This is a genomic window from Thermogutta sp., assembly GCF_039793925.1.
In the GTDB taxonomy this organism is placed as follows: Bacteria; Planctomycetota; Planctomycetia; order Pirellulales; family Thermoguttaceae; genus Thermogutta.
The window spans coordinates 1-2,827 of the sequence record NZ_JBAMME010000270.1 but is presented as its reverse complement, the minus strand read 5'-3'; the positions used below and the strand labels follow the sequence as shown (position 1 = coordinate 2,827).

General features: G+C 55.8%; 4 protein-coding genes. All 4 read left to right on the top strand.

Features of this window, described 5'->3' with window-relative positions; translation table 11 throughout:
• Positions 1-1,385: FAD-dependent oxidoreductase (locus ABJK56_RS13820; RefSeq protein WP_347245253.1), on the top strand; the 1,385-nt coding region annotated here is incomplete at its 5' end.
• A 27-nt stretch (positions 1,386-1,412) separates the two neighbouring features.
• Entirely contained in the window at positions 1,413-1,649 is a 237-nt protein-coding gene (locus ABJK56_RS13815) for a hypothetical protein (protein ID WP_347245252.1), read from the top strand.
• Positions 1,646-1,801, top strand: coding sequence for a hypothetical protein (locus ABJK56_RS13810; RefSeq protein WP_347245251.1), 156 nt, complete (start codon positions 1,646-1,648; stop codon positions 1,799-1,801). Before ABJK56_RS13815 ends, ABJK56_RS13810 begins: the two co-directional genes overlap by 4 nt.
• Positions 1,802-1,803: 2 nt before the next feature.
• Positions 1,804-2,827 (top strand): Gfo/Idh/MocA family oxidoreductase (locus tag ABJK56_RS13805; protein ID WP_347245250.1); only part of this gene is annotated, 1,024 nt, incomplete at its 3' end.

Genomic DNA, 2,827 nt, shown 5'->3' with positions numbered 1-2,827 from the left:
AGCACCCCGGAAGACAGGCGGCTTTACCCCGAGAGGGCAAATTTGCTTCGACCGATATGGTGGTGAATCTCCCCTGGTCACAGAGCCGTCCCATTCTCTATGCCAGCGAGGAGGAAAGTCTTACCCGGAAGTCCCTTCATGTTCTGACTACGGACGAAATTCTTGCTCTGATCGACCTTTTCGCCGAAGCAGCGTGGCGGGTGAAACAGGCTGGCTTCGATGCCGTAGAACTCCATGCTGCCCATGGATACCTCATCTCCGAGTTCATGAGTCCTTACCTCAATCACCGGAACGACCGGTTTGGGGGGAGTTTCGAAAACCGCATGCGTTTCCCTCTGGCCATCATCGAAGCCATTCAGAAAAAGTGTGGGTCCGATTTTCCCATCCTGGTCCGTTATTCGGTGGATGAATGGGTACCCGGGGGTCGGGAATTGCCGGAATCCATCCGGGTGGCCAAAGTCCTGGAAGAAGCTGGGGTGGCGGCTCTGGACCTCAGCCAGTGTATTCAGGAGAGCCCTGGAGCGGGTTTCGACCCCATGTACTACGAAGAAGGCTGGACCATCTATGCTTCGGAAGCCATAAAGAAAGAGGTGCGTATTCCGGTCATCAACAGCCATTCTCTGCGCAATCCGGAGTACTGCGAGCAAATTCTCGCTGAGGGAAAGGTAGACCTCGTGGGTCTTTCACGCCAGCTCCTGGCCGATCCCTACTGGCCCATGAAGGCCAAACATGGCCAGGTGAAAGCGATTCGCCGGTGTATTTCCTGTCTCACTGGGTGCTGGCAGGAGTCACTCATGGCCAAAAAAGAGATTGCCTGTGCCATTAACCCGGCATGCGGTAACCCGGCCTTTGAGATTCGTAAGAAGGTGAGTAAACCCTTGCGTATCGCGGTGGTGGGCGGAGGGCCAGCAGGGATGGAAGCGGCTCGCCATGCTGCGGAGCGAGGACACGAGGTGACTCTCTATGAAAAGACCGGAGAACTTGGGGGAGCGATTTTGGGGTGCTGTCTTGTTCCGGGGAAGGAGAAGATGAAATGGTACGCCGACTGGATTCGTTACCAGGTGACCCAGCTACCCGTTGATCTGCGGTTGCGGCATGCTCCGACCCTCGAGGAACTGGCTTTTTATGACGTGGTGGTCAACGCCACCGGCGCTCGTTCCTACGTGCCCAGAGTCACCGGTCTTGCCGAGCGGGTGATTCCCTTCGAGCATATCCTGGCCTGTCCCAAGGTATCCTGTGAGTTTCACCCCGGGGATGGGAGGAAACCGAAGAAAATCGAGGGCCAGAGAGTCATCGTTTGGGGAGACCACTACCCTGCGGCCGATACTGCGGCATTCCTGGCTTCCATTGGGAAAGAGGTGACCATTGTCAGCCCTTACGGGTAATTCGGTTCCACCATTGAAGTGATTCACATGTACGTTCTGCGTAAGCGCTTTCAGCAACAGGATGCTGAAGCCCTGCACTCTGAACCATTCCGGTACCCGGTACGGGTTTATACCAGTAGCCTGGTACTGGAGATTGGAGAAGATACGGTGACCGTTCTGCGCGGCGGGGAATTCCTCTCGCTTCCCTATGATGCCATCATCACCTGCTTTACCCGACCCAACACAGAGCTCTTTGAGGGGTTGCGAATGTGGGCGATGCGGTGAAGCCCCGCAATGTGCACGCTGCGGTGAAAGAGGGAGCCTGGGCTGGACTCACTGTGGAGGAAAAAAGGTTCTATAATCCCAATGGGGCCTTTGTGAATGATTTGCCCCTGGATGTTGCTCGGCAAATCCTGTATCCGGAAAAGGAGGGATGAAAATGACCTTTCGGACTCTGGTCGTTGGGGTTGGCGGAATGGGGGCGTCGCACACCCGGGCGTATGCGCAACTTCCCGGTTTCAATGTGGTCGGTCTGGTCGTTGCCCGAAATGTGGAACGAGCCCAGAAGCTTGCCCGGGAGCTGGGTCTTTCTGTACCAATATTCACCGATTACTATGAGGCCATGAGGGTCACAAGACCTGAGGTGGTGTCGATTAATACCTACACCGATACCCATGCGGAGTACGCCATATACGCCATGCAGCAGGGATGTCATGTGTTCCTGGAAAAGCCCATTGCCCAGAATGTCCCCGATGCGGAACGGGTGGCCCAGGTGGCGCGAGAAACCGGGCGGAAGCTGGTGGTGGGGTATATCCTGCGACATCACCCCGCTTGGCAGATGTTTGTGAATTATGCCCGCGAAATGGGAAAACCTGTGGTCATGCGTATGAATCTCAATCAGCAGAGTTACGGCCATGAGTGGATGGTACACAAGGAGTTCATCCGTCGTATGCCACCGCTTGTGGACTGTGGGGTGCACTATGTGGACGTGATGTGTCAGATTACCCGGGCGAAACCACGAAGGGTCCACGGCATCGCGGCCCGTTTGAGCGATGAAATCCCCCCAGATACCCACAACTACGGGGCACTCCAGATCGTCTTTGAAGATGGTTCAGTAGGGTGGTACGAGGTGGGATGGGGTCCCATGATCAGCAAAACCGCCTTTTTCGTGAAGGACGTTATTGGACCAAAGGGTTCGGTGAGTATTGGGAAGGATGTGAGCGCCGTTGATCCTTCGGATGTGTCCCAGCACACCGCGGTGAACACCCTGGTGGTGCATTGGAGCGATACCGATGAGAAAGGGAACCGCCTCCGGGAGGACCAGTATATCGAAATTCAGGATGAACCCAGCCATGAAGACCTCTGCCGGCGGGAGCAGGAATACCTCTACCGGGCGATTACCGAAAACCTGGACCTTGCCAGTCACCTCGAAGACGCCGTACAGAGTCTGAAGATTTGCTTCG